Origin of the sequence: Lysobacter sp. CCNWLW3, from assembly GCF_036697405.1 — a bacterium.
Classification (GTDB): Bacteria; Pseudomonadota; Gammaproteobacteria; order Xanthomonadales; family Xanthomonadaceae; genus Lysobacter.
The window spans coordinates 65,652-91,078 of record NZ_JBAHWA010000011.1 but is presented as its reverse complement, the minus strand read 5'-3'; the positions used below and the strand labels follow the sequence as shown (position 1 = coordinate 91,078).

General features: G+C 69.1%; 23 protein-coding genes and 5 tRNA genes. 6 read left to right on the top strand and 22 right to left on the bottom strand.

The genetic code is table 11. The features are described 5' to 3' along the window. Positions 1 to 117: 117 nt before the first annotated feature. The 3 genes from V1318_RS16240 to V1318_RS16230 form a co-directional block, all read right to left on the bottom strand. On the bottom strand, positions 118 to 1,128 hold the full coding sequence (locus V1318_RS16240; protein ID WP_332940757.1) for a hypothetical protein: 1,011 nt from the start codon (positions 1,126 to 1,128) through the stop codon (positions 118 to 120). Positions 1,129 to 1,460: 332 nt separating this feature from the next. After that, complete coding sequence (locus V1318_RS16235; protein ID WP_332940755.1) at positions 1,461 to 2,126, bottom strand: hypothetical protein; 666 nt, start codon at positions 2,124 to 2,126, stop codon at positions 1,461 to 1,463. A gap of 13 nt (positions 2,127 to 2,139) precedes the next feature. Continuing rightward, a complete protein-coding gene (locus tag V1318_RS16230; protein WP_332940754.1) occupies positions 2,140 to 2,550 on the bottom strand; it encodes a DUF6165 family protein in 411 nt (136 codons plus the stop codon). A gap of 97 nt (positions 2,551 to 2,647) precedes the next feature. Between V1318_RS16230 and V1318_RS16225 the strand changes: the two genes are divergently transcribed. Beyond that, a tRNA-Ser gene (locus V1318_RS16225) sits at positions 2,648 to 2,738 on the top strand. 270 nt (positions 2,739 to 3,008) lie between these two features. Next, positions 3,009 to 3,713, top strand: a complete 705-nt coding sequence (locus tag V1318_RS16220) for a PP2C family serine/threonine-protein phosphatase (RefSeq protein WP_056173368.1) — start codon at positions 3,009 to 3,011, stop codon at positions 3,711 to 3,713. 390 nt (positions 3,714 to 4,103) lie between these two features. Here V1318_RS16220 and dnaQ read toward each other — a convergent pair whose 3' ends face one another. Genes dnaQ through V1318_RS16205 form a run of 3 tightly spaced genes read right to left on the bottom strand, consistent with a single transcriptional unit; the run spans position 4,104 to position 6,045 of the window. Then, positions 4,104 to 4,823 (bottom strand): DNA polymerase III subunit epsilon, encoded by a 720-nt coding sequence (gene dnaQ / locus V1318_RS16215; protein WP_332940753.1) that lies wholly within the window; start codon positions 4,821 to 4,823, stop codon positions 4,104 to 4,106. Positions 4,824 to 4,843: 20 nt separating this feature from the next. Next, positions 4,844 to 5,299 (bottom strand): ribonuclease HI, encoded by a 456-nt coding sequence (gene rnhA, locus V1318_RS16210; RefSeq protein ID WP_332940779.1) that lies wholly within the window; start codon positions 5,297 to 5,299, stop codon positions 4,844 to 4,846. Between the two features lie 44 nt (positions 5,300 to 5,343). Next, entirely contained in the window at positions 5,344 to 6,045 is a 702-nt protein-coding gene (locus V1318_RS16205; protein ID WP_332940752.1) for a methyltransferase domain-containing protein, read from the bottom strand. A 125-nt stretch (positions 6,046 to 6,170) separates the two neighbouring features. Between V1318_RS16205 and gloB the strand changes: the two genes are divergently transcribed. From gloB to V1318_RS16190, 3 genes are all read left to right on the top strand, one after another. Next, the gene (gloB, locus tag V1318_RS16200; protein ID WP_332940751.1) at positions 6,171 to 6,950 is read left to right on the top strand and encodes a hydroxyacylglutathione hydrolase; all 780 of its coding nucleotides are present in this window, start codon (positions 6,171 to 6,173) and stop codon (positions 6,948 to 6,950) included. Next, positions 6,947 to 8,182, top strand: a complete 1,236-nt coding sequence (locus V1318_RS16195) for a transglycosylase SLT domain-containing protein (protein ID WP_332940750.1) — start codon at positions 6,947 to 6,949, stop codon at positions 8,180 to 8,182. The genes gloB and V1318_RS16195 overlap by 4 nt, the downstream gene beginning before the upstream one ends. A gap of 127 nt (positions 8,183 to 8,309) precedes the next feature. After that, entirely contained in the window at positions 8,310 to 9,101 is a 792-nt protein-coding gene (locus V1318_RS16190; protein ID WP_332940749.1) for an enoyl-ACP reductase, read from the top strand. Between the two features lie 377 nt (positions 9,102 to 9,478). Here the strand turns inward: V1318_RS16190 and V1318_RS16185 are convergent, their stop codons facing one another. The 13 genes from V1318_RS16185 to V1318_RS16125 all read right to left on the bottom strand — a co-directional run bounded on the left by V1318_RS16185 (position 9,479) and on the right by V1318_RS16125 (position 21,128). Next, complete coding sequence (locus V1318_RS16185; protein WP_332940747.1) at positions 9,479 to 11,470, bottom strand: peptidylprolyl isomerase; 1,992 nt, start codon at positions 11,468 to 11,470, stop codon at positions 9,479 to 9,481. Positions 11,471 to 11,677: 207 nt separating this feature from the next. Then, positions 11,678 to 11,754: transfer RNA gene (locus tag V1318_RS16180), tRNA-Asp, on the bottom strand. 124 nt (positions 11,755 to 11,878) lie between these two features. Then, positions 11,879 to 11,955, bottom strand: a tRNA-Asp gene (locus tag V1318_RS16175). 80 nt (positions 11,956 to 12,035) lie between these two features. Further along, positions 12,036 to 12,110: transfer RNA gene (locus tag V1318_RS16170), tRNA-Val, on the bottom strand. Between the two features lie 11 nt (positions 12,111 to 12,121). Next, positions 12,122 to 12,394: an HU family DNA-binding protein gene (locus tag V1318_RS16165; RefSeq protein WP_056173345.1), complete on the bottom strand. Its 273-nt coding sequence runs from the start codon at positions 12,392 to 12,394 to the stop codon at positions 12,122 to 12,124. Between the two features lie 223 nt (positions 12,395 to 12,617). Continuing rightward, on the bottom strand, positions 12,618 to 15,050 hold the full coding sequence (lon, locus tag V1318_RS16160; RefSeq protein ID WP_332940746.1) for an endopeptidase La: 2,433 nt from the start codon (positions 15,048 to 15,050) through the stop codon (positions 12,618 to 12,620). Positions 15,051 to 15,298: 248 nt separating this feature from the next. After that, positions 15,299 to 16,591, bottom strand: coding sequence for an ATP-dependent Clp protease ATP-binding subunit ClpX (gene clpX / locus V1318_RS16155; protein WP_091636370.1), 1,293 nt, complete (start codon positions 16,589 to 16,591; stop codon positions 15,299 to 15,301). A 184-nt stretch (positions 16,592 to 16,775) separates the two neighbouring features. Beyond that, positions 16,776 to 17,402, bottom strand: coding sequence for an ATP-dependent Clp endopeptidase proteolytic subunit ClpP (gene clpP / locus V1318_RS16150; protein WP_056173335.1), 627 nt, complete (start codon positions 17,400 to 17,402; stop codon positions 16,776 to 16,778). Positions 17,403 to 17,569: 167 nt separating this feature from the next. Continuing rightward, positions 17,570 to 18,868 (bottom strand): trigger factor, encoded by a 1,299-nt coding sequence (gene tig / locus V1318_RS16145; protein WP_332940745.1) that lies wholly within the window; start codon positions 18,866 to 18,868, stop codon positions 17,570 to 17,572. A gap of 164 nt (positions 18,869 to 19,032) precedes the next feature. Beyond that, positions 19,033 to 19,662 carry an alpha-ketoglutarate-dependent dioxygenase AlkB gene (locus tag V1318_RS16140; RefSeq protein WP_332940744.1) on the bottom strand — a complete coding sequence of 210 codons (630 nt, stop codon included), beginning with the start codon at positions 19,660 to 19,662 and terminating at the stop codon, positions 19,033 to 19,035. A gap of 34 nt (positions 19,663 to 19,696) precedes the next feature. Continuing rightward, a tRNA-Leu gene (locus V1318_RS16135) sits at positions 19,697 to 19,782 on the bottom strand. A gap of 94 nt (positions 19,783 to 19,876) precedes the next feature. Beyond that, positions 19,877 to 20,191, bottom strand: a complete 315-nt coding sequence (locus V1318_RS16130; protein ID WP_332940743.1) for a hypothetical protein — start codon at positions 20,189 to 20,191, stop codon at positions 19,877 to 19,879. A 100-nt stretch (positions 20,192 to 20,291) separates the two neighbouring features. After that, positions 20,292 to 21,128 carry a hypothetical protein gene (locus V1318_RS16125; RefSeq protein ID WP_332940742.1) on the bottom strand — a complete coding sequence of 279 codons (837 nt, stop codon included), beginning with the start codon at positions 21,126 to 21,128 and terminating at the stop codon, positions 20,292 to 20,294. A 183-nt stretch (positions 21,129 to 21,311) separates the two neighbouring features. On the opposite strand from V1318_RS16125, the gene V1318_RS16120 reads away from it, so the two are divergent. After that, entirely contained in the window at positions 21,312 to 21,995 is a 684-nt protein-coding gene (locus V1318_RS16120) for a helix-turn-helix domain-containing protein (protein ID WP_332940741.1), read from the top strand. On the opposite strand, the gene V1318_RS16115 is transcribed toward V1318_RS16120, so the two are convergent. The 3 genes from V1318_RS16115 to V1318_RS16105 form a co-directional block, all read right to left on the bottom strand. Next, complete coding sequence (locus V1318_RS16115) at positions 21,992 to 22,888, bottom strand: sterol desaturase family protein (RefSeq protein WP_332940740.1); 897 nt, start codon at positions 22,886 to 22,888, stop codon at positions 21,992 to 21,994. The genes V1318_RS16120 and V1318_RS16115 overlap by 4 nt on opposite strands. Before the next feature lie 119 nt (positions 22,889 to 23,007). After that, positions 23,008 to 23,634 carry a hypothetical protein gene (locus V1318_RS16110; protein WP_332940739.1) on the bottom strand — a complete coding sequence of 209 codons (627 nt, stop codon included), beginning with the start codon at positions 23,632 to 23,634 and terminating at the stop codon, positions 23,008 to 23,010. A 166-nt stretch (positions 23,635 to 23,800) separates the two neighbouring features. Continuing rightward, positions 23,801 to 25,363: a sodium/sugar symporter gene (locus tag V1318_RS16105; protein ID WP_332940738.1), complete on the bottom strand. Its 1,563-nt coding sequence runs from the start codon at positions 25,361 to 25,363 to the stop codon at positions 23,801 to 23,803. Positions 25,364 to 25,427 lie beyond the last annotated feature (64 nt).

Here is a 25,427-nt window from a genome sequence, read left to right as displayed (position 1 = left end):
GGCCTCTGCGACCGGCGCTGGGGGGCCGAACCGCCCGGCCTAAGACCATGTTCGGGCAGGCGCCGAAAGTGCGCGCAGCCCGATCCGGCGCAAGGCCGGACCGGGCCGTTCGATCGCTTACTTCACGCGAGACAGACCGCGCCAGGTGTTGTTGCCGCCGCCCATCACCGCGTCAGGCGAGCCGATCCAGAAGTTGAGGTTGAGGAAATCCTCGTCGTCCTGGTAGACGTAGCCGTTGGCCAGCGCGTACGGCCACGGCAGGTTGGTCTGCGAGAACACACCGTAGCCGAAGCCCAGGGTCGGGAACGAGGACATCAGCGGCGTCGGCGTGCCGCCGTCGTACTGGCAGGTGTAGGTCCACCAGTTGCCGCCCAGATTGAAGCTGGGGAACACGCCGCCGCTGGACCAGTTGGCGTTCGCCCAATCCTCGTTGTCGTGGCGGCGCAGCACGCGGCGCGAGCCCGGCGGGCAGAACATGCCCAGGTTCTGCACCGCGTAGTCGTACTGGTTGCCCCAGTTCGCCAGCGGCTTGAACGCGAACGAGGCGTCCCAGCTCAGGCGGCAGAAACGCCAGGTGGTATTGCTGCTGGAGGCGGTCGCGCCGATCCAGCCCCAACGCGAATTGGCGTTGCGACGGTCCTCGTCGTCCATGTGCATCTGCACCAGCACGTGCGGCGACGGGCACGAGGCCTTGTCGGGAATCACGCCGACGCTGTAGAGCAGGTTGAACAGCCAGTCGAACCAGCCGTAGCGGCCGACCCTGGCCGCGGCGCGTTCTTCATCCAGCGCGACAAAGCCGGAGCGGCCCAGGATCGACTGGCCGCTCTGGTCGGGTTCGCAGGGGCCGTCGAAGCCCAGCGCCCGGCAATAGATCAGCGCGGCCTTCTCGCCTTCCTCGGCCATGAAGCGCTCGGGGTCGACCTTGGAGGTGTCCGGATACCGGCGGTCCAGGTCCTCGACATAGGCCAGATGCGCCTTCACCGCTTCGGGCACCGGCGGTTCGTTGCGCTTGAAGTCCTGCTCTTCCTTGGGGGTTTCCTCTTCGGATCCGTCGGCCATCGCCACCAGCGGCGACACCGCCAGCAGGACCGCCATGCATATCGTCCCTATCACGTGTTCCTTTTTCACGTTGTTGCTCCTTGATTCGTCCATCCATTGATCGATCGGGCCGGTCCGTGGGCGAGAGGCCGCAAGACCTGCCCGCTGTCGCCCCGCCCGGCATGCGCGGAGCGCGGACCGGTGCGGAGCGCGGCCACCCTAGCGGCAGCCGATGGCGAAAAATGCGCCGCGGTTCCGCGCGGCGGCCAATCTGGCTGGCCGGCCCCGTGCGGGCGGTCGCGCAGCGGCAGGCCGGGGCGGCGCGGCGCTACCGAAGGCGGACAGGCTGACGAGACTCGCGCTCGCCGGGGCACTCTGGGTCGCCCGGCGCGGTGCGGACCGCTATCGCCGGAAGCAGGCGCTCAGTCCTGGGCAGCGACCTGCAAGCGCCGCCAAATCGACAACTGGGTGCGCTGGCGCCGGCGTTCGCGGTAAACCGCGGCGACCAGGGCCAGGGCGATCGCGAGCGCGGCCGTGCCGACCTGCGCGGCGGTCCAGCCGGCGTAACGGCCGGCCAGAGCGTCGACCGCGACGAACACCACGCCGGCCGCCGCCGCGTTGCAGGCCAGGCTGCACAGCACCTTCATGCGGTTGAGCACCGGGCGCGAGGACGGATCGACCGCCTCCAGGTACTCGCGCATGCGCCGGTCGACGTCGTGGAACACCGAGGTCGACATATGCGCGGCCTCGGGCAGTCGCAGGCCCTCGTCGCGCTGCAGGCGCTGGGCCAGGAACGCGATCGCCGGCGCCCAGGCCGCGCGCAGCCGCGGCCAGACGATGGCCTGGGCCAGGGCGTACACCAGGCGCCCGAGCGGGCTCAGCGCCAGGCCCAGCACGTAGGCGCCGGCGAACCAGGTCGGCAGGGTCAGCTCCGGCGCCTGCGCGCGCAGCAGTTGCAGGCCGGCCGGATAACGCAGGGCCAAGGCGGTCAGCAGCAGACCGCCCGGGCACAGCCAGGCCAGCAGGTCGTCGTATAGCCAGCCGCCCGCGGCGCGCGGCCGGGGGTCGCGAGGGGCCGCGGCGGGCATCCGGCGGCTCCGCTCAGGGGGCCGCGGCGCCGCTCTTGTAGTCCTGGTAGGACTTTTCCTCGACGTAGCTGGAGCCCAGGGCCAGGTTGATGTCCTTCTTGATCCGGGCGCGCTCGTCGTTTTCGAAATAGACGCTGCGCGCCAGGCGCACGAATTCCTCGTCGAAGGCCTGCGCCTTCTCCTTGATGCGGATATCGTCCTCGATCACCCACAGGCGCTCGTTCACGGCCTTGAGGTCGGCGCGCAGGCGGGCGATGTCGTGGCCGGCGGCCGGATGGGCCATCCAGGTCTGCTCCAGCGCCGACAGCTCGTTGCGGACGTTGGCCAGCTTGGCCGGGTCGCTCATGCGCTCGGACTTGATCTGCAGGATGGCGATCTTGTCCAGCAGTTCGCCGAAGGACACCGGAACCAGGATTTCGGACATGGCAGCGTTTCGTTCAGGGGGACCACAGTGTAGCCGCCCGGACGCACGCCTTGTCGGAAGGCTCCGCGACCCGTATCATTCCCGGCTCACTGCACCCGGAGAGGTGGCAGAGTGGTTGAATGTACCTGACTCGAAATCAGGCGTACGTTTATAGCGTACCGAGGGTTCGAATCCCTCCCTCTCCGCCAGATTATGCAAAGCGGGCCCGTCCGGGCCCGCTTTTTTGTTGGCCGCGGATCCCGCAGGCGGCGCCGGCTCGTGCGGAAATCGCGCCGAACCGTGTCGCACGGCATGTTTTTTACGCGATGATGCGCGGCCACGGTCATGTTTCGTTACTGCAACACCGGGCATGGTCGTGAGGGGGACGCGACCGCGCTTGCTGCACGGCCGCTGCGCCCCGATGATTCCGTTTACCTACCCGAAGAGCCCCCGACAAACGCGACCGGCATGATCGACTCATGATCGAATTCGGACACCTGACGCATGTCGGCCTGCGCCGCGAGCTCAATGAAGACACCTATTACGGTGATAGCGAACTGGGCCTATGGCTGGTCGCTGACGGAATGGGCGGCCATGAGTACGGCGAGGTCGCCAGCGCGCTAGCGCGCGAGGCCATCGTGCGCGAGGTCCGCGACGGCACGCCGCTGGCCCAGGCCATCCGGATCGCCGACGAAGAGATCATCCGCACCTCGCGCCGCCGCAACGATGCCCTGCCCATGGGCACCACCGTGGTCGCCGCGCGCGTCAACGGCAACCGATTCGAGGTTGCCTGGGTCGGCGACAGCCGGGTCTACCTGTGGCGCGACGGCCAGCTGGCCCAGCTCTCGCAGGACCACAGCTACGTCCAGGAACTGATCGCCAACGGCGCGATCACCCACGAACAGGCGCGCAGCCATCCGCACCGCAACGTGGTGACCCAGGCCCTGGGCGTGACCGATCCGCGCAATCTGAACGTCGAGACCATGACCGGCGAGCTCCGCCCCGGCATGCAGTTGCTGCTGTGCAGCGACGGCCTGACCGAAGAGGTCGACGACCGCAGCATCGCGCGCGTGCTCGCGCACAACGACTGCAGCGCGCAGGAATGCGTGGACAGCCTGGTCGCGGCCGCCCTGGACGGCGGCGGCTCGGACAACGTCACGGTGATCCTGGTCCGCAGCCACTGAATGCGGCGGAGGGCGCCCCGGGCGCCCTTCCTCGCGACACCGCAACAATTGGCGATCATCGGGATGACGACGGTGCGGTTATCACCGCACCCTACGGCCTCCGTAGGATGTGGTGAGCCAAAGGCGAACCGCATCGCCGCGCCGCACGGCGGACGACGATGGCGCGATATCGCCGTACCCTACCCGCTCGATTCTTCCGCGGCGACCATGGGGACGACGACGGTGCGGTTATCACCGCACCCTACGGCCTCCGTAGGATGTGGTGAGCCGAAGGCGAACCGCATCGCCGCGCCACGCGGCGGGTAACGACGGCGCGGTTATCACCGCATCCAACAGCCTCCGTAGGATGTGGTGAGCCAAAGGCGAACCGCATCGCCGCGTCGTCTCGCTTCAGGTCGCCGCCGGCGCTTCCATCGCATCCCACAAACACTTGCCGGCCTTCTTGCGCAGTTTCTCCAGGCGCGCCTCGTGCGCGGCCCATTCCTCGGCGCTGATCTGCACGCGCGGGCGCGGTGCGCTGGCGTCCAGGTCGAACACGGCCGCGGCCGCCTGCCCGCCGCCGTCCTCGCCCTGGCCGAAGCCCAGATCGCTCTGGCCCGAAGTCAGGCCGATGTAGACCTCGGCCAACAACTGGGCGTCGAGCAGCGCGCCGTGCAGCTGGCGATGGGCGTTGTCCACGCCCAGGCGCTTGCACAACGCGTCCAGCGAATTGCGCTGGCCCGGGAAACGCTGGCGCGCGAGCAGCAGCGAGTCCTCGATGGTGGCGCGATCGCCGAGCTTGCCGTACTGCGGCCCAGCCAGCGCCAGCTCGTTGTCGAGGAAGCCGACGTCGAAGGCGGCGTTGTGGATCACCAGCTCGGCGCCGTCGATGAAGGCCAGGAACTCGTCGACGATGGCCTCGAACTTGGGCTTGTCGGCGAGGAACTCCAGGGTGAGGCCGGTGACTTCCTGCGCGCCGGGCTCGAACTCGCGCTGCGGGTTGAGATAGGTGTGGAAGGTGCGGCCGGTCGGGCGGCGCTCGACGAACTCGACGCAGCCGATTTCGACCACGCGGTTGCCGCGCTCCCAGCTCAGGCCGGTGGTTTCGGTATCCAGGATGACTTGGCGCATGGGGGGGATTCTCGCCGAACTCAGCGCGCGCTGCGGTAACGCTGCGCCTGCGTGCGCGCCAGCACGTCGACGCGCTCGTTGTCGGGGTCGCCGGAATGGCCCTTGACCCACTTCCACTCGACCTTGTGGCGCAGGTTGGCCTGGTGCAGGCGTTCCCACAGGTCGCGGTTCTTGACCGCTTCGCCGCCGGCGGTCTTCCAGCCGCGCCGCACCCAGTTGCCCATCCACTCGGTGATGCCCTTGCGCACGTACTGCGAGTCGGTGTGCAGGGTCGCCACGCAGGGTTCGGTCAGGGCTTCCAGGGCCATGATCGCGCCCATCAGTTCCATGCGGTTGTTGGTGGTGTCGGGCTCGCCGCCGGACAGCTCGCGCTCGCGGCCCTTGTAGCGCAGCAGCGCGGCCCAGCCGCCGGGGCCGGGATTGCCCAGGCAGGCGCCGTCGGTGTGGATGTCGACGGTCTTGGTGTCGGTCGCCAATGCGTTGTCGTGCAAAGCCTACGGTCCTGTAAGAGGGCCGCGCATTATCGCCGCTGCGACGCCGAACGGCGCGCATTGCCGCCGATCAGCGCGCCGCCAGCCTGCCAGCGCAAATTGCGCAGCCGCGCCGGCGGGATCATCGCGGGCACGCGCTTGGACACGGTCAGGCCGATGCCCGCGCGCAGCCGGTCGGCCGCGCCGATCCCGACCGCGCCGTGCGCGGGCCGCCACAGCGGGCCCAACCATTGCAGGCTGACCGAATCGGAGGCGAAGCCGGCGCCGCGCAGCATCGATTGCCAGGCGCCGGTGTTGTAGGCATGCAGGCCCGAACGCGCCCAGCGCGCGCGGTAGGGGCTCCAGGGGTTGAGCGCGGCCAGCCACAGGGTGCCGCCGGGCGCGAGCACGCGCGCGCACTCGTCCAGCAGCGGCATCGGGTCGATGCCGTCGTCCAGCACGTGCTGCAGCAGCACCGCGCCCAGCGCCTCGCTGGCCAGCGGCAGCGGCAGCACGCTGCGGAAGGCGCCGTCGAAGCCCTGGCCGTGGCGGCGCAGGCGCACCCCGCGCGCGCCCGGGCCGCCGGGCGGCGAGGTCGCATCGACCCCGATCCAGGCCCAGGGCATGGCCTGGCAGCCGGCCAGCACCCGCGCCATCGCCGCGGACTCGACATCGAGCAGGCCCTGGCCGGCCATCCCGCCGAACCAGGCGAGGGCGGTATTGGGTTGACGGCCGGTGGACAGGGCGGGCATGGTCGCCATTCTGTCGGAACATCCATTTGAAAGCGCGGCCCCTTCGCAGGCCCGGCGGCGCGGCCCCTGTTCAGCGACAGGTTCAGCGGGAACGCGGCGCGGCCGGCCGCCCAGGAGCTCAACGAATGCGATTGCTGGCTCTGCCCGCCCTCAACGACAACTACATCTGGGCCCTGTCGGCCGACGACGAGTCGGCGCTGATCGTCGATCCCGGCGACGCCGCGCCGGTACTGGGCGCGGCCGTGCACGGCCTGCGCCCGACCGGGATCCTGCTCACCCATCACCACAACGACCATATCGGCGGGGTCGAGGCCATCCTCGCCCACTGGCCGGGCATCCCGGTGTTCGCGCCCGACGACGAACGCATCGGCACGGCCACCGCGCGCGTCGGCGACGGCGTGCGCTTGCACCTGGGCGGCTGGAGCGCGCGCGTGCTGGCGGTACCCGGCCACACCCTCAGCCACATCGCCTATCACCTGGAGGATGTCGGCGGCCACGGCCTGCTGTTCAGCGGCGACACCCTCTTCAGCCTCGGCTGCGGGCGCTTGTTCGAGGGCACGCCGGCGCAGATGCACACCTCGCTGTCGCGCCTGGCCGCCCTGCCCGGCGACACCCGCCTGTGCTGCGGCCACGAATACACCCTGTCCAACGCCGCCTTCGCGCGCGCGGTGGAACCGTCCAACCCGGCGCTGCTGCGCCGCATCGAGGAAGCCCAGGCCATGCGCAACGCCGGACGTCCGACCCTGCCCAGCACCCTGGCCGACGAAGTCGCGGCCAATCCCTTCCTGCGCGTGCACCAACCCGGGGTGCGCGCGGCCTTGAGCCGGCGCCTGGGCCGCGACCCCGAGGACGACGCCGAAGCCTTCGCCGAATTGCGACGCTGGAAAGACGGGTTCCAGGCATGAGCCGGGCCCGCAAGGCCAGCCGGCTGGCGGCGATCGTTCTGGCGCTGTCGGCCGTCGCGGCTGCGCCCGCCTACGCCCAATCCGCGCCCGCGGACACCGGCGACGCGGACACCGGCGCAGCGCTCGCCCAACCCGCCCCGCAGGCCGCGGTCGCCGGCCCCACCCGCAACGGCCGCGAGATCTACCAGCGTTTCCGCGAGGGCCTGGCCGATCCCAGCTGCGAAGCCGGCGCCAGCACGCGTTGGCGCCAGCACTTCGCCACCGCGCCCAAGCGCCTGGCCGCCAGCAACGACGACACCCTGCCCTTGTTCGGCTACGTGGTCGACGCACTGCGCGAGGCGCATCTGCCGACCGAATACGCCCTGATCCCCTTCGTCGAAAGCGGCTACAAGCCCGGCGCGCGCAGCGCCGCCGGCCCGGCCGGGCTGTGGCAGATGATCGCCCTGACCGCGCGCAACCACCGCGTGCCGATCCGCGCCGGCTACGACGGCCGCCTGTCGCCGGTGGACTCCACCCAGGCCGCGGTGCGCTACCTCAAGACCCTGCACGGCATGTTCGCCGGCGACTGGCGCCTGACCGTGATGGCCTACAACGCCGGCGAGTACCGCATCCTCGGCGCGCTCAAGCGCAACGGCCAGGTCGCGCGCAACGCCAAGCCCGAGCAGCTGACCGGCCTGTCCGACATCACCCAGGCCTACGTGCGCAAGCTGCATGCGCTGTCCTGCCTGATGGAACAGGCCGACGACCGCGAGGAATGGCTGCGCGCGCTCGACCGCCCGGTGCCGCGCCTGCAGGCGGTGACCGTGCCCGACGACGTCGCCGACATCGCCGCCTGGGCGCGCCGCAGCGGCCAGGACGCGGCCCAGCTGCAGCGCCTCAATCCGGTCTTCGTCGGCGGCCGCATCGGCCAGGCCGGCGGCACGCGCGCGCCGCTGTTGGCGGTGCCTGCCGGCGCCCTCGGCGCCGTCGACGGCGACCGGGCCCAGGCGACCAGCGCCGTGGCCCTGCCCGCCGCCGCGCGCGAGCAGCCTGCAAGCACCGAAAACACCGCCGCCGGCGACGAACCGCGCCGCCACACCGTGGCCCGCGGCGACAACGCCTGGACCATCGCCAAGCGCTACGGCATCCGCGTCGCCGATCTGTTGCAGCGCAACGGTCTGGGCGCCAACGCCGTGCTCAAGCCCGGCCAGGCCCTGCTGATCGACGCCGCGCCGGCCGCGGGCGCGCCGTGAACCGTACCGGATCGTCCGTCGCCGTCGCGCGGGTACACTAGAGTCTTTGCTCGACCGCGCATCGGCCGGGCGGTTCCGACACGCGGCCCTCGGCGGCCGCGTCCACCGCAAGATTTAGGGAGTGCACATGGGTTTCCTGCAAGGTAAGCGCGCATTGATCACCGGCATCGCCAGCGAGCGTTCGATCGCCAGCGGCATCGCCGAGGCCATGCACCGCGAAGGCGCGCAACTGGCGTTCACCTACCAGAACGAGAAGCTCAAGACGCGCGTGGAGAAGGCCGCCGCGGAGTATGGCAGCAACATCGTGATCCCGCTGGACGTCACCAGCGACGAACAGATCGCGGCCTGCTTCGCCGAGCTCGGCCAGCACTGGGACGGCTTCGACATCCTGGTCCACGCTATCGCCTACGCTCCGCGCGAAGCCATCGCCGGCCAGTTCCTCGACGGCCTCACGCGCGAGAACTTCGGCATCGCCCACGACATCTCGGCCTATTCGCTGGCCGCGATGGCCAAGGCCGCCCGCCCGCAGATGCAGGGCCGCAACGGTTCCATCCTGACCCTAAGCTACCTAGGCGCCGAACGCGCCCTGGCCGGCTACAACGTCATGGGCGTGGCCAAGGCCAGCCTGGAAGCGACCGTGCGCTATCTGGCCTACAACCTCGGCCCGGAAGGCACCCGCGTCAACGCCATCTCGGCCGGCCCGATCAAGACCCTGGCCGCGGCCGGCATCGCCGGTTTCCGCAAGATCCTCGGCCACGTCGAGGAGAACGCGCCGATGCGCCGCACGGTCACGATCGAACAGGTCGGCAACGTCGCCGCCTTCCTGTGCTCGGACCTGGCCTCGGGCGTGACCGGCGAGATCACCTATGTCGACTCGGGCTACAACATCCTGGGCATGACGGGGATCGACAGCGAGTGAGTCCGTGTCGCGCGTAGGCGCGATATCGGAGCAAAAAAGCCCGGCGCGATGCCGGGCTTTTTTATGCGGCATCGTCGCACGCTCCCCGCGCAGGCCCTCTCCCGCTGACGACAGAAGGGTTGGGGTGAGGGCCGCCGCAAACGCGCAACGCCAACCGCAGTCGCCGCCCTCATCCGCCCTGCGGGCACCTTCTCCCGCAAGCGGGAGAAGGGAACATCAAGAACCGGCCGCGATCGAGCGCCGGCGCCGCCAAGCCCCTCTCCCGCTGGCGGGAGAGGGGTTGGGGTGAGGGCCGCCGCAACAGCCGTCGGTCGCTCCAACACAAAACAAAAAGCCCGGCGGTGGCCGGGCTTTTTGTTCGCGATAACGCCAGCCGATCAGAGGTTCTGATCGACCACCGTCACCTTCATGCGCTTGCGCTGCGCGGCGACCAGCGCCTTGATGTCGTCGGCGCCGCTGATCTGCGCCAGCTGCGCCTGCATCTGCTCGCGTTGCGGCGGGCTCACCTGGGCCAGATCGCCCGGGCTGACCTTGCTGACCGCGAACAACACCGCGCGGCCGTCCGGCAGTACGGTCTTGCCCGGGCTGAGCTTGCCGGCCGCCGGCGGCGCGACCGCGAACACGGCCTCGCTCACGCTGGGGTCCGGAATCGGCGCGCCGCGCGGCAGGTTCGGAATCGCGTGCGGCGCCGGCAGCTGCTTGGAGGCCGCCACCGCTTCCAGGGTTTCGCCGGCGCGCACACGCGCCAGCAGCGCTTCGGCTTCCTTGGTCGCGGCCTTGACGGCGCGATCGGCGCGCACCGCGGCGATCACCTGCTCGCGCACCTGCGCCAGCGGCTGCGAGCGCTCCGGCGTATGCGCGGTCACGCGGATCAGCACGCTGTGGCCGGGGCCGATCTCGACCGGATCGCTGACCGTACCGCTCTCGATCAGGCTGTCGGAGAAGGCCGCGCGCAGCAGCGCGGGATTCGCCGCCAGGCCCTGGGCGCCGGTGCGCGCGCCATCGCGCGTGATCGGGCCCAGCTTCTGCACCGGCAGCTTCATCTCGCGCGCGGCCGGAGCCAGCGAGGACGGATTCTTGTAGACCAGATCGACCAGGCGGCCGGTGAATTCGCTGACCGCGCGCTCGGCATCGGCTTCGGCCTGTTCGCGCACCAGCGCTTCGCGCGCCTGCTCGAAGGTTTGCTGCTGGCCGGCCTTGACCTCGCGCACCTGGATCACGTGCCAACCGAAGTCGGTCTTGACCGGGCCCACGATCGCGCCCTGCGGAGCGGCGAACAGCGCCTGCTCGAACGGCGCCACCATCATGCCCTTGCTGACCCAGCCCAGATCGCCGCCGCCGGCCTTGGAGCCGGTGTCGTCGCTGTTGGCGCGCGCGAGGGCGGCGAAGTCGGCGCCGGCGGCCTTGGCCTGGGTGGCCAGCTGGGCCGCCTTCTGCTCGGCCGCCTTCTGCGCCGCGGCGTCCGCGCCGTCGGCCACGCGCACCAGGATGTGCGAAGCCAGGCGCTGTTCCTGGGCGACGAAGCGGCTCATTTCCTGTTTGTAGCGGGTACGCAGCGTGCCCTCGTCGGCCGGTGCCGGCGGCGGCACCGTGGCGGCGTTCACTTCCACGTATTCCAGGGTCACGGTTTCCGGAGCGCGGTAATCGGCCGTATGCGACTGGTACCAGGCCTGCAGTTCGGCGGCGCTGACCGCGCCGGTGTCCGGCGCGGGCTGCGGCAGCATCACCAGGGCGACGTCGCGGGTCTCGCCCATCAGGCGGATCAGGCGATCCATTTCGCCGGCGGTCACGAACTCGCTCTCGACCAGGCCGCCGGCCAGCAGCGATTGCTGCAGCGACTGGCGCACGGTTTCCTGGAACTGGGTCGGCGTCTGCGGCGGCACCTGCGAGGCCAGGGCCAGGCGGTAGCGGTCGAGATTGAACTTGCCGTCGACCTGGAACGCCGGCACTTCGGCCAGGGTCTTCTTGACCAGCGCGTCGCTGACCACCAGGCCCTCGCCCTTGGCCGCCAGTTCCTGCACGCGCCGGTCGATCAGCTGGTCCAGGATCGCGAGCTTGTTTTCCTTGCTCTCGAAATCGCGCGCGTCGAAAGCGTCGCCCTCGGCGGCTCGGCGGCGCTGGCGTTCCTGCTCGAAGGCGGTGCGGAAATCGGCGGCGTCGATCTTCTCGTGCTGCCACAGCATCGACACCGGCCACCACGACGGCGCGGTCTGCCAGTACGAGGGCGGCACGTCGATATGCGCGACCGAGGTATCGGTGCGCCCGCCCATGTACTGCTCGATGCCGACGAAGGCGAAGGGAATGATCAGCAGGCCGAGGATCGCGGTGGCGATCCAGCCGGAAGTCTTGTCGCGAAGTTTCTGCAGCATATCCGGGTCGCGTAGGTCGTAAGCCGGACAGTTTAGCGCGCTTGGGGGCGGGCGCGCGGGCCGGGCGCCCCTGGCGGGGCCGGCGCTCCCGGCCGGGGCGAAACCGCGAACGGCGCCGGAGAAACCGGGCCCGGGCCCCGGCTGCCGGGCCCGATCCCGGAACGCGGGCAAAAAAGAAGGCGCCGTTTCCGGCGCCTTCGGCAAAACTGGCGGAGTGGACGGGACTCGAACCCGCGACCTCCGGCGTGACAGGCCAGCATTCTAACCGACTGAACTACCACTCCGCTGTTTGAAACTGGGTTTGAAACTGGGTTTAAACCCCGGCCCGGCGATTCTACCGCTATGCAACAAAATCGAGGGCTCTCACTTATAAAACAAAGGCGCCGTTGCCGGCGCCTTTGGCGAAACTGGCGGAGTGGACGGGACTCGAACCCGCGACCTCCGGCGTGACAGGCCAGCATTCTAACCGACTGAACTACCACTCCGCACTTTTGAAACTCTTGGCTCTTTGCCTCGCGGCACTGCCGTTTCCGGCGGGCGGCTTAGCAGTAGGGCCAGTTTGATCTGGTGGGTGCTGAGGGTTTCGAACCCCCGACCCTCTCCGTGTAAAGGAGACGCTCTACCGCTGAGCTAAGCACCCGAGCGAGTCGCTTAGTTTACAGCATCCTTCAGCGCCTTGCCAGCCTTGAACGCCGGGTTCTTCGAGGCCTTGATCTTGATGGTGGCGCCGGTCTTCGGGTTGCGGCCCTGGCGCGCGGCGCGCTTGCGGACCTGGAACGTACCGAAGCCCACCAGCGTGACGGTGTCGCCCTTCTTCAGCGCCTTGGTGATCACGCCGATAACGGCGTCGACGGCGTTGGCCGCGTCGGTCTTGGACAGCTCGGCAGCATCGGCGACGGCGCTGATGAATTCACCCTTGTTCATTCTTTGGACTCCCTGTGCGGTGTTACCGCGTGTTCTGAGAATCGGCGTGGCGCGCTGCGCGAGCGGGCCACGCCGATCGAGTTTGCCGCGCGCTACTGCGTCTTTTGGCAGCTTTCGTGCGGTTGCGGTCGTTATACCAGCGGCATTTTGGGGGTGCAAGCCTGAAAGCTAATAACGACGGGCCTTCCAGCCGATTCGATCGCTTTCCGACCAACGGAATCCGTCAATGCTTGACGTCCGGCTGAGGCGATGCTTGACCGCCTTCGCGCACCGGAACTTCGGACGGACCGGACACCGGCGCGGGCGTCAACGGACGCTCCAGCGCGATGTCCAGCACCTCGTCGATCCAACGCGCGGGCACGATCTTCAAGCCCTGCGTCACGCTCTTGGGCAGGTCGGCCAAGTCCTTCTTGTTCTCTTCCGGAATGATCACGGTGCGGATGCCGCCGCGCAGCGCGGCCAGCAGTTTTTCCTTGAGCCCGCCGATCGGCAGCACGCGTCCGCGCAGGGTGATTTCGCCGGTCATGGCGACATCGGCCTTGACCGGATTCTTGGTCAGCATCGACACCAGCGCGGTGGCCATGCCGATGCCGGCGCTGGGGCCGTCCTTGGGCGTGGCACCCTCGGGCACGTGCACGTGCACGTCGTGCTTTTGCAGGAATTCGACGTCGATGCCCAGGCGCTGCGCGCGCGCGCGCACCACCGACAGGGCGGCCGAGGCCGATTCCTTCATCACGTCGCCGAGCTGGCCGGTCAGGATCAGCTGGCCCTTGCCCGGCACCAGCGTGGCCTCGACCTGCAACAGGTCGCCGCCGACTTCGGTCCAGGCCAGGCCGGTGACCAGGCCGATCTCGTTCTGTTCCTCGGCGCGGCCGAAATCGAAGCGGCGCACGCCCAGGTACTTCTCGAGATTCTTCGAGCTGATGCTGAGCGCGCCGTCCTTGCTCTTCTTGGCCTTGGGGCCGGCCAGGGCGATTTCCTTGACCACCTTGCGGCAGATCTTGGAGATCTCGCGTTCCAGGTTGCGCACGCCGGATTCGCGCGTGTAGTAGCGCACGATGTCGCGCACCGCCGATTCGACGATCTTGATTTCCTCGGCCTTCAGGCCGTTGGCCTTGATCTGCTTGGGCAGCAGGTAGCGCATCGCGATGTTGAGCTTCTCTTCCTCGGTGTAACCCGGGATCCGGATCACTTCCATGCGGTCCAGCAGCGGCCCGGGAATGTTCAGCGAGTTGGAGGTGGCCACGAACATCACTTCGCTCAGGTCCAGATCGACCTCGAGGTAATGGTCGTTGAAGGAGTGGTTCTGCTCCGGGTCCAGCACCTCCAGCAGCGCCGAGGACGGATCGCCGCGGAAGTCCATCGACATCTTGTCGATCTCGTCGAGCACGAACAGCGGGTTCTTGGTGCCGATCTTGTTGAGGTTCTGCACGATCCGGCCCGGCATCGAACCGACGTAGGTACGGCGGTGACCGCGGATCTCGGCCTCGTCGCGCACGCCGCCCAGCGACATGCGCACGAACTTGCGGTTGGTGGCCTTGGCGATGCTCTGGCCCAGCGAGGTCTTGCCCACGCCGGGCGGGCCGACCAGGCACAGGATCGCGCCCTTCATGTTCTTCACCCGGGTCTGCACCGCGAGGTACTCGAGGATGCGTTCCTTGACCTTCTCCAGGCCGAAATGGTCGGCGTCGAGCACGTCCTGCGCGGCCTTGAGGTCCTTGCGCACCTTGCTGCGCTTCTTCCACGGCACGCCCAGCAGCCAGTCCAGGTAATTGCGCACCACCGCGGCTTCGGCCGACATCGGCGACATCTGCTTGAGCTTGTTGAGCTCGTTGCGGGCCTTGGTCTCGACCGGCTTGGGCATGCCGGCCTCGGCGATCTTGCGGGTCAGCTCGTCGATGTCGTTGGGTGCATCGTCGATCTCGCCCAGCTCCTTCTGGATCGCCTTCATCTGCTCGTTGAGGTAGTACTCGCGCTGGCTCTTCTCCATCTGCGACTTGACCCGGCCGCGGATGCGCTTCTCCAGCTGCTGCACGTCGATTTCGCCGTCGACCAGGCCGACCAGCTGTTCCAGGCGCGCGCCGATGGCGTGGGTCTCCAGCAGCTTCTGCTTGTCGCCGATGCGCACGCCCAGGTGGGCGGCGATGGTGTCGGCCAGGCGGCCGGGCTCGTCGATGCCCGACAGGGTCTGCATCAGCTCCGGCGGCAGCTTGCGGTTGGTCTTCACGTACTGCTCGAACAGGGTCATCAGCGAACGCGCGATCGCCTCGACCTCGCGTTCCTCGCGGTCGACCACCGGCTCGACCACATGGGCCTGGCCGGCCAGGGCGCCATCGCGCTCGGCCACGGCGTCGACCTCGACGCGCGACACGCCCTCGACCAGCACCTTGATGGTGCCGTCGGGCAGCTTCAGCAGTTGCAGCACGTGCGCCAGGGTGCCGATCGCGTACAGATCCTGCGCGCCGGGGTCGTCGGTCTCGGCCGACTTCTGGGCGACCAGCAGGATGCGCTTGTCGGACTCCATCGCCAGGTCGAGGGCGCGAATCGATTTGTCGCGGCCGACGAACAGCGGGATGACCATGTGCGGGAACACGACGACGTCGCGCAGCGGCAGCACCGGCAGATCCAGCACGTCGCGTTCGGTGGGTTCGGTCATGACAGCTCCGGGGGGAGAAAACACTGAAAAAAATACTGGAAATCCGGTAGGCAAAACCGGACGCCGTCTACGGCGTACCGGACCGGGATCGCGGGCGATGCAGCCCCTTGCGACGGTTATGGGGGCCTGCGCCATAGGATGCAAGCGGCCCGCGCTTCGCAGCCCGGGCCGTGCAGGAAAAACACCATGGAATCAGCCGGTTACAGCCGATATGCGGCGCCCTCTCAGGAGCGCCGCCGGGGCCGCGTTCAGTCCGCGGCGGCGACCTTGGGCGCGGCGGCCGGCGGGGTCTGGTAGATCAGATAGGGCTCGGACTTGTGGTCGATCACCGACTCGTCCACGACCACCTTGCTGACGTTCTCCAGCGAGGGCAGCTCGTACATGGTGTCCAGCAGCACCGACTCGACGATGGTGCGCAGGCCGCGCGCGCCGGTCTTGCGCTTGAGCGCCTTGCGCGCGATCGCGGTAAGGGCGTCGGCGCGGAACTCCAGCTCGACGTTCTCCATCTCGAACAGCTTCTTGAACTGCTTGGTGATCGCGTTCTTGGGCTCGGTCAGGATGGTGACCAGGGCCTGCTCGTCCAGCTCTTCCAGGGTCGCGACCACCGGCAGGCGGCCGACGAACTCGGGGATCAGGCCGAACTTGATCAGATCCTCGGGTTCGACCTCGGCCAGGATCTTGCCGACCTCGACCTTGCGCTCGCTGCTCTTGACCTTGGCGCCGAAGCCGATGCCGCCGGCCTCGGTGCTGCGCTGCTGGATGATCTTGTCCAGGCCCGCGAACGCGCCGCCGACCACGAACAGGATGTTGCGGGTGTCGACCTGCAGGAACTCCTGCTGCGGGTGCTTGCGGCCGCCCTGCGGCGGCACGCTGGCGACGGTGCCTTCGATCAGCTTCAGCAGGGCCTGCTGCACGCCTTCGCCCGACACGTCGCGGGTGATCGAGGGGTTGTCGCTCTTGCGCGAGATCTTGTCGATTTCGTCGATGTAGACGATGCCCTGCTGCGCCTTCTCGACGTCGTAGTCGCACTTCTGCAGCAGCTTCTGGATGATGTTTTCCACGTCCTCGCCGACGTAGCCGGCTTCGGTCAGCGTGGTCGCGTCGGCGATCGTGAACGGCACGTTGAGCAGGCGCGCCAGGGTCTCGGCCAGCAGGGTCTTGCCCGAACCGGTCGGGCCCACCAGCAGGATGTTGGACTTGGCGAGCTCGACGTCGTCGTTCTTCTGACGGCTTTCGATGCGCTTGTAATGGTTGTACACGGCCACCGCGAGCGTGCGCTTGGCGCGCTGCTGGCCGATCACGTACTGGTCCAGCACCTCGAGGATCTCGCGCGGCTTGGGCAGGTGGCTGCGCGCCGACTGCGCCTTCTCCTCGAGTTCCTCGCGGATGATGTCGTTGCAGAGCTCGACGCACTCATCGCAGATGAACACGCTCGGGCCCGCGATCAGCTTGCGGACCTCGTGCTGGCTTTTGCCGCAGAACGAGCAATAGAGAATCTTGCTGCTATCGCCGGTGCTGCGTCCCTGTCGATCGTCGCTCATGCTTTTGCCCAAATGGTGCGGTGTTCTCGGAGTGCGCCCGCTCGGGCCGCATCCGGAGTTACGTGGTGCGCTGTCGGCCCGAGGATAACACAGCGCTCCGGCCCGTCCCCGGGCCGGTCGCCATGTCGGTTACTCGCCGAAAACAGGTGATCGATCAACGGCTTGCGCGGACCCGTGCCCGGCCTCAGGCGGCCTGGATCGAGTCTTCCGGACGGCGCTCGAGGACCTGGTCGACCAGGCCGTACTCGCGCGCGGCCTCGGCGCTCTTGAAGTTGTCGCGCTCGGTGTCGCGCGCGATCGTCTCGATCGGCTGGCCGGTGTGCTTGGCCAGGACCTCGTTCAGGCGCTGGCGCAGGGTCAGGATCTCGCGCGCCTGGATCTCGATGTCGGTGGCCTGGCCCTGCGAACCGCCGGAGGGCTGGTGGATCATCACCCGCGAGTTCGGCAGCGCGTAGCGCTTGCCCTTGGCGCCGGCGGCCAGCAGCAGCGCGCCCATGCTGGCGGCCTGGCCGATGCAGATCGTGCTCACGTCGGGCTTGATGTACTGCATGGTGTCGTAGATCGCCATGCCCGCGGTGACCACGCCGCCCGGCGAGTTGATGTAGAAGCTGATGTCCTTCTCGGGGTTCTCGGCCTCGAGGAACAGCATCTGGGCGACGATGACGTTGGCGACATGATCGTCGACGCCGCCGACCAGGAAGATCACCCGCTCCTTGAGCAGACGCGAATAGATGTCGTACGCGCGCTCGCCGCGGCTGGTCTGTTCGACCACCATCGGCACGAGGTTCAGGGCTTGGATTCGGTTGTCCATCTCGACGGCACCTATGGCTGACGTTGAATGCTTTGCAGAGCCTTCGGCGGCGCCGAAGGTTCCCGGGTAAGGCCAACTTGGGGCCTGCCGGTCCTCTACGCAAGGGCGTCCCGCAGTTCGGGACGCCGGCCTGGCGCGTTCGCTTCCTGCGGGATCGTCCCGGACGCTTACTGGCGGATCGCTTCGCTGAACGAAAGCGGCTGCTCGGTGTGCTGGGCGCGCTCGGCGATCCAGTCGATCACCTGCTCTTCCATCACCCGGCCCTGCAGGCTGTTCATCAGCTGCGGGTCGTTGCGGTAAAGCTCGATCACCTGCTGCGGTTCCTCGTAGGTCGAGGCGATCAGCTTCAGGGTCTCGTTGAGGCGGCGCGAGTCCAGGGTCAGCTGGTTGCGGCGCGCGATCTCGCCGACCAGCAGGCCGACCAGCACGCGCTTGCGGGCGCTGTCCATGAAGCTCAGGTGGGCGTCGGCCGGGGCCTCGATGTTGCGGCCCTGGCGGCGCGCCTGCTCGACGGTCTGGCGGGCCATGTCGCGGGCCTCGCCCTCGACCAGCTTCGGCGGCATTTCGACGTGCTGGTAGGCGGCGATCAGCTGCTCGCCCACTTCGCGGCGCAGGCGGGTCATCAGCGCGCCCTTGAGCTCGCGCTCCAGGTTGCTGCGGATGTCGGCGCGGAACTGTTCGGCGTCGCCGCTCTTGATGCCGAAGCTCTTGATGAAGGCCGCATCGACCTCCGGCAGCACCGGCTCGGAGACCGCGGTGGCCTTGAGGTGGACCTCGACCGTGCGGCCGGCGAACTGCGGCACGCGCCAGTCGGTCGGGAATTCGATCTGGGCGACCTTCTCGTCGCCGGTCTTGAGGCCGACCAGCGCTTCCTCGATGGCCGGGAACATGGCATTGGAACCGATCACGGTCGCGCCGCGCTCCACGCCCTCGGCGGGCAGGCGCTCGTCGCCGATCTGCGACCAGGTCTCGATCTCGACCGCGTCGCCGCTGGCGGCTGCGCGTTCGATCGGGTTCCAGGTGCGGCGCTGCAGGCGCAGGTTCTCGATCATCGCCTCGATGTCGGCGTCCTGGACCTCGGCGGTATGGCGCACCACGTTCAGCTTGGCGACGTCGATGTCGCCGAAGTCCGGCACCACTTCGAAGGTGGCGACGTAGGCCAGCTCGCCGCCCTCGGCGGCCGCCGGCTCGATCATCGGGTTGCCGGCGAGCTGCAGCGACTCCTGGCGCACCGCGTTGCTGAACCCTTCGCGCAGCAGGCCGTCGAGCACTTCGGCGCGGACCTGCTCGCCGAAACGCTGCTCGATCACCTTGGCCGGCACCTTGCCGGGACGGAAGCCCTTGATCTTGGCGCCACGCGCGATTTCGCGCAGGCGGCCGCCGACCTGGCTCTCGAGGCGATCCGCCGGGAGACTGAAGGTCAGACGGCGTTCCAGATTACCCAGCGATTCGACCGAAACTTGCATATCCACTCCTGCTACCGCGACGGCCCGTCGCGGCACGATGTTGAAGACCTGTCCGACCGCCGGCCGGGCCAGCGCCCTCCAGCGGAACTTGCTAGTTTCGCCGATTACGGCCCGCGCTGCCAGCCGGGCGTCCGGCGGCCCGTTCGCGGCGGCCCGGCGCCGGCTCAGCACAGGATGCGACGGAAGGTCAGGTTCACCCGCGGCCCGCAGGGCCGGGCCAGCTTGGCGATCCCGTGCAGCCAGTGGCGCTGGGTCTCCCCGCGCATCAGCAGCAGGCTGCCGGAATCCAGGGGAATGCGCACCGGGGGCGTGGCGCCGGGGGCCGCGCCGCGCACGCTGCGGCGCTTCATCACGAACACCCGGCGCTCGCCCAGGCTCAGCGAGGCGATGGTGGGGCGCGGGCCCAGCTCGGGCTCGTCGTCGGCGTGGAAGCCCATGCCGTCGCGGTGGTCGCGGTAGTAATTGAGCAGGACGCTGTTGAATTCGGCCCCGCTGGCGCGCTCCACCCGCCGTTTCAGCTCGGCCAGCAGCGGCGTCCACGGGCGCGGCCGCAGGTGCAGGCCGGAATAGGTGTAGGCGGCCCCGGCGTCTCCGTACCAGGCGCTCAGCCGCGGCTGCGCCACCTCGCGGCCGAACACCACGATGCGCTCGGCGCGCCAGGGCACCTGCGCGATCAGTTCGGCCAGCACCTCATGGTCGGGCCGGCCCAGGTCCAGGCGCGGCAGCCGCGCCACGTCGGCGCCCTCCATCGCCAGGAGTTCGAAGCCGTCGGCGGGGGCGAACAGGTCGGGCATGCGCGTGGGCGCTCCTTCAGGCCGGCGCCGGGGCTGGTGCGAAAGGCGGGACTCGAACCCGCACGGGGGTTACCCGCTGGAACCTAAATCCAGTGCGTCTACCAATTCCGCCACTTTCGCGTTCGCGCCGCCCGGCAACGCGGGCCGGGCATTCTAGGCGCCCGGCGCGGCCGCGCGCAAAGGTGCCGGGCCCGGCACGCGGCGCGTCGGCAGCTTAGTCCGATGCCCGGATGACGGAGTCGCCGACCGGCGCCACACCGTAAACCTCCTCGATCGCCGCGACCTTGCCGTCCTTGATCGTGATCAGGGTGGTCTTGCCGTCGCGGTAGTACTCGAAACGCTCGCCGATCTCGGCGCCGTGCTTGTTCTCGATCTTCTTGACCCGGCTGGGCGCGCCGGCCACCTGCTGGACCTGCCCCACCCCGTCGCCGATCACGATGACCCGATTGCCGAAGGCGACCGAATCGCTGGCCCAGGCCGGCGTCGACAGCGCCAGCGCCAAGGCGAATCCCAAGCTCAACTTATGCATGACCGCACTCCATCGTCCATGGAGCCGGCAGGCTACGACGCCGCCCCCGGTGCAGACTTAACCGATCCCGCACGATGCGACGAACCGGTACGGAGCGAGCTCATCGGCTGTGGAATATAGCCACGCGATCGGTGCGCCACGGCGCTGGCGCAGCCAGCCAGGATTCGTCGGCGACGACCGCGGTGCACGGCCCCAGCGTGCAGACCCGGATACTGCGCCGCCGCGCCTGCGAGGCCAGCGCGTCCAGCACCTGGCGCAGGATCGCGCCGCTGAACGGCGTGTACAGGTAGAAGACGGTGGCCTCGCCCAGCTCGGCCGCGCGCGCATCCGCGCATTCGAAGGTCGCGCGCGCCAGCCCCAGCTCGGCGGCGCAAGCGCGCGCGCTGGCGACGTAGGCCGGCTCGATCTCGACGCCGTGGGCGCGCGCCCGCGTGCAGGCCGCGACCAGCAGCGGCACGTGGCCGAGGCCGGCGCCCAGATCGGCCAGCACGTCGTCCGCGCGCAAGGGCAAGCGGCGCAGCAGATCGAATACGTGCCGCGCCGGCGTCGGCTGATAGAAGACCATGTCCTCGTCCAGCGCGGCGATGTCGTCGCTGGGCGCGGGCAGGCGCAGCACGCCGCTCACGAGTTCGTCGAGGTGATCGTAATGCTCGCCGCCGCCGGCGGCGCCGTCTAGCTGGCGTTCGGCCCAGGCCGTGAGCGCGGCGCCGTCGCCGCGGCGCAGGTCCTCGCGCAGGCGCTGGCAGAGCGCGCGGTCCAGCGCTTCCAGCCGGCCACGCAAGGCCTCTGCGCGCCTGCGCTGCCCCTCGTCGCCGCCCTCCAGGTCCAGAGCGCGCTCCAGGCCGTCCAGGGCCTGCGAGCGCTCGCGCAGCGCCTGCGGCGCGAGCAGGGCCTGATCCCGTTCCAGGGTATCGAGCAAGGCGTGCAGTGCGGTCATCGAATCGCGGATCGGGCGGTGGCGCGCAGGATAGAGGATGCCGCCGCGGGTCGCGCAGGGGGCTTCGTTCGCTCCGCGTCCGCATCGCCGCATGGACGCCAGGCCCGATGGGCGGACGGGCCGTTCTTCCCGGAGCGGCGATCGGCCACAATCGACCGACCGCGAACCCCGCACGACGCCCGCATGCCCGCCCTGCCCACTTCCAGCGCCTGGACCGGAACCCTGCTGCTGGGCGAGCACGTGGCGGCGCTGCAGGGGCGCGCCGGCGGCAGCCTGCGCCATGCGCACTACGCCCATCAACTGCTGCTCAGCGACGCCGAGCCCTGGGTGGTGGAGATCGGCGGCGAACGCAGGCAGGCCCAGCGCCTGTGGCTGCCCTCGTTCCAGGCGCATGCGGTGCTCGCCGCACCGGCCGAGGGCTGCACGGTGTTCCTCGAGCCCGGCCACGCCGACATCGAGGCGGTGCTGCGGCAACTGCCGCAGTTGCCGGCGCGCCTGCCGGCGCTGCAACCGCGCCTGGCCGGCCTGTGCCGTGCACAGCCGCTGGACCGGCGCCTGCAGGCGGCCATCGCCGAGATCGGCGCGCGCCTGCCCGACAGCGTCGCGGCCGCCGACATCGCCCAGGCCGCGCACCTGTCGACCAGCCAACTGCACCGGCGTTTCCAGTCCGATCTGGCGATCACCCTGCGCGGCTGGGTGCTGTGGCGGCGCCTGCACCAGGCCCTGCTGCGCCTGCTTGCCGGCGACAGCCTCACCGCCAGCGCGCACGCCGCCGGCTTCGCCGACCTCGCCCACCTGTCGCGCAGCTTGCGGCGCATGTTCGGCATCGGCGCCGCGCAGCTGCGCGAGCTGCGCTTGCAGGCCTAGCGCTTGGCGGCGCGGGCGAGTTCCGCCGGCAACGGCGGCGCCTGCCCTGCCGGCAGATCGCGAAACGGCGCCAGCAACTGGCCCAGATAATCGCGCGGATAGTCGGGCTGGCTGCCTATGCCCAGATCGCGACCGCCCAGGCGATAAGCGGGCGCATCGAAGGCCGTGCCCAGCAAACGGTCCCAGACCGTGAAGAACAGGCCGAAGTTGACGTCGCCGGCGCGGCCGTAGCGCAGATGGTGGAAGCGGTGCAGCGGCGCCCAGGCCATCAGGCGCCCGAGCGGGCCGGGCCGCAGATCGATGTTGGCGTGCTGCAGCAGCAGTTGGATCGCGATGGCGAACGCCAGCACCGCCGCCAGCGGATAGGGCATGCCCAGCAACAGCAGCGGCAAGACCCCGCCCACCGCCTCGAGCGCTTGGTGCAGCGGGTGCTTCATCAGGCCGTTGAACCCGTACATGCGGCTCACGCTGTGGTGCACGGCATGCAGGCGCCACAGCCAGCCGATGCGGTGGCTGGCGTAGTGCATCAGGGTGAGGCCGAAATCGGCGCCGACGATGGCCAGCAACAGCTGGATGGCGAACGGCCAGTGGCTGGGCCAGCACTGCCACGGCAGCCACCCCGCCAGCAGCGGGATCAGCCCGATCGACAGCAGATTCAGGCCCTCGTTGACCAGCGCGTGCGTCGCATCGCGCGCGCGGTCGCCGTGGCTGCGGTTGAAGCCGGCGTCGTAGGGCCACAGGTGTTCGGCCAGGAAAGACAGCAGCGCCGCCAGGCTCAGCAGCGGCAGCAGCCACAGCGCGTCGCCGTGGCGATGCCCTACCCACCACGCGGCCGTGCCGACGAAGCCGAGCAGGAACACGGGGGCGTACAGGCGCAGGATCCAGCGTTTCATCTTCGCTCCGGGCGATCATGGAGCCCGCATGCTGGCGCCCACGACACCCGCGCGGCTTGAACAAACCACGCATCCTGCGCGCGACGAATCGTCGCCGATGGAAGATGAAGCGCGGGCGCCTAGCGCGCGCCCGGCGTCGCTGCCTTGCCGCCCCTGCCCAAGGAGACCTCGCGCGTCTTCGACAGCGCGCCCGGCCGCCAGGACAGCGTCCAGCGGTAGCGCCCCGGTTCCGGGCAAGGATTGTTGACGCGGGGGCCGTGGGAGCGATTGCAGATCGGCGAATCGCGCGCGACGTCGAACGTGACCTGGATACGATCGCCGACGATCGCCAGCGTGCGCACGTCGCCCGGCACCTGCAAGGACGCATCCCCGACGTAGGCGCCCGGCACGGTCCGCCGAATACGCGCGATCGTGGCGTCGCTAAAAAACGGACGGTTGTTGCGCACGCGCGGATCGTCCTCTCGCAACGGGGTCATCACCGTGACTTCGTTGTTGCAGTCGAACCCCGCGCCGATGCAGGTCGCCGTCTGCAGATAGACGACCTCCTCCACGCCATCGCGGTCGAGATCCGCGATATGGACATGCTTCGCCCGGTGGTCGAACTGGATGTCGTCGCCCGGCGAGAACCGCGTCCAGGCATTGGCCGCGCGCACCGCGCCGCGGCTGTCGATGGCGTCGGCCGCGCCGCCGAACATCAGAACCAGCGCGGCGACCGCCATGACCACTCTTCCCTGACCCTTGCGCATCAGCAGCTCCTTGCCTGTCGTCGGAGCATTCTAAAGCGCCGGCGCCCGCTACCGGCACCGGCGTGGCGCATGAATGCCCCGCGCCGACGCGAGCCGACCGAGAAAAACATTCCGGCGCGCGGGCGGCATCCGCCGCCGCACAGGCCGGCGCGGTCGGCGCAGCCGGCTACCAGTACACGGCGTAGAGCGCGACCAGGATCGCGATCACGCCCAGGGCGCCGATATTGAAGCTCGCCGGGGTGCCGTAGTCGACATCGTCGACGCGGATCAGGTCGCTGCCCTCCTTCTGCCTGGGCGTGATCAGCGAGACGACCGCCGCCAGCGCCAATGCGGCCAGGAACACCAGGCCGACGCGATCGATGAACGGCAGCGCCGGCCAGGCCAGCTTCAAGACGATCGACAGCACGAACGAGCTGACCGCCGCGGCCAGCGCGCCGGCCTCGTTGGCGCGCTTCCAGAACAGGCCCAGCACGAAGATCACCACGATGCCCGGGGTGAAGAAGCCGGTGTATTCCTGGATGTACTGGAACGCCTGGTCGAAGCTGCCCAGCAGCGGCCGCGCGCTGAGGATCGCCAGCAGCACCGCGACCGCGGCGGCGATGCGGCCGACGCGGACCAGGTGCGCCTGGTCGTCGTTGCGCGCGCGCTTGGCGTAGAAGTCGAGGGTGAAGATGGTCGCGATCGAATTGATCTTCGACGCCAGCGACGCCACGATCGCCGCCACCAGGGCGGCGAACACCAGGCCGAGCACGCCGGTGGGCAGCAGGTCCATCATCGTCGGATAGGCCTGATCGGGCTTGGCCAGGTCGGGCGCCAGCACCACCGCGGCGATGCCCGGCACCACCACCACCAAGGGCATCAGCAGCTTCAGGAAGGCGGCGAAGATCACGCCTTTCTGCGCCTCTCCCAGGTCCTTGGCGGCGAGCGCGCGCTGGATGATGTACTGGTTGAAGCCCCAGTAGCTGATGTTCATGATCCACATGCCGCCGACCAGGACGCTGATGCCGGGCAAGTCCTTGTAGAACGGGTTGTCCTTGCTCAGGATCATCTCGAAATGGCCGGGATGCGCCGCGACCAGTTCGCGGTAGCCGGCGATCAGGTCGCCGTCGCCGATGCGCGACAGGGTCAGGAAAGTCACCGACAAGCCGCCCAGCACCAGCAGGCACACCTGCACGATGTCGGTCAGGGCCACCGCCTTGAGGCCGCCGTACAACTGATAGGCCAGCGCGAACGCGCCCAGCAGCACCAGCGCCGCCATCGGGTCGATGCCGGTCACCTGGCTGACCGCGATCGAACCCAGCCACAGGATCGAGGTCAGGTTGACGAACACGTACAGGCCCAGCCAGAACACCGCCATCAGCGTGCGTATGCGGTGGCCGTAACGCTGTTCCAGGAACTGCGGCATCGTGTAGATGCGGTTGCGCAGGAACACCGGCAGGAAGAACTTGCCGACGATCAGCAGCGTCACCGCCGCCATCCATTCGTACGAGGCGATCGCCAGACCGATCGCGTAGCCGGAACCCGACATGCCGATGATCTGCTCGGCGGAGATGTTGGCGGCGATCAGGGACGCGCCGATCGCCCACCACGGCAGCGCCTTGCTGGCGAGGAAGTAGTCGCTGGCGGACTTCTTGTGGCCTTGCTTCTCGCGCGACACCCATTGCGCGAGCGCGAATATGCCGATCAGGTAGACCACCAGGATCGTCAGGTCCAAGGTCGACAGTTTCAAGGCTTACCCCCTCAGTGCGGCGCCCGCCCGCGGTCGCGGGGAGGATTGGCTACAGGACGGCTCC